Annotated in this window: 1 protein-coding gene; it reads right to left on the bottom strand. The window is 67.3% G+C overall.

Going from position 1 to position 514, the window contains the following annotated elements; genetic code table 11:
• A partial coding sequence (locus SM447_RS30030; protein WP_474576231.1) for an FAD-binding protein occupies nucleotides 1–452 on the bottom strand: 452 nt, incomplete at its 3' end.
• Nucleotides 453–514 lie beyond the last annotated feature (62 nt).

Genomic DNA, 514 nt, shown 5'->3' with positions numbered 1-514 from the left:
ATCTTCTGCTGGAGGGTGCGGATCAGCTCCAGGCCGGTCCGGTCGCCGACGTGCGCCAGGCGCGGGTACTCGTGACCGCCGAAGTTGCGCTGGGAGATCTTGCCGTCCTTGGTGCGGTCGAAGAGCGCACCGTACGTCTCCAGCTCCCAGATCCGCTGCGGGGACTCCTTGGCGTGCAGCTCGGCCATGCGGAAGTTGTTGAGGAACTTGCCGCCCCGCATGGTGTCGCGGAAGTGCACCTGCCAGTTGTCGCGCGAGTTCACGTTGCCCATCGCGGCGGCCGCGCCGCCCTCGGCCATGACCGTGTGCGCCTTGCCGAAGAGCGACTTCGAGATGATGGCGGTCTTCTTGCCGGCGAGCCGGGCCTCGATCGCCGCGCGCAGACCGGCGCCGCCGGCCCCGATCACGACGACGTCGTAGTGGTGTCGTTCGATGCGAGTGGTAGTGGTCATGTCCAGGCCCTCTAGTTGATGAACCGCAGGTCGGGGATCCATTCGGCCGCGACCGCCATGAC

The sequence above is a fragment of the Micromonospora aridisoli genome (assembly GCF_056150025.1).
The sequence above is the reverse complement of the archived record's forward strand: the minus strand, read 5'-3'. Positions and strand labels throughout refer to the sequence as shown.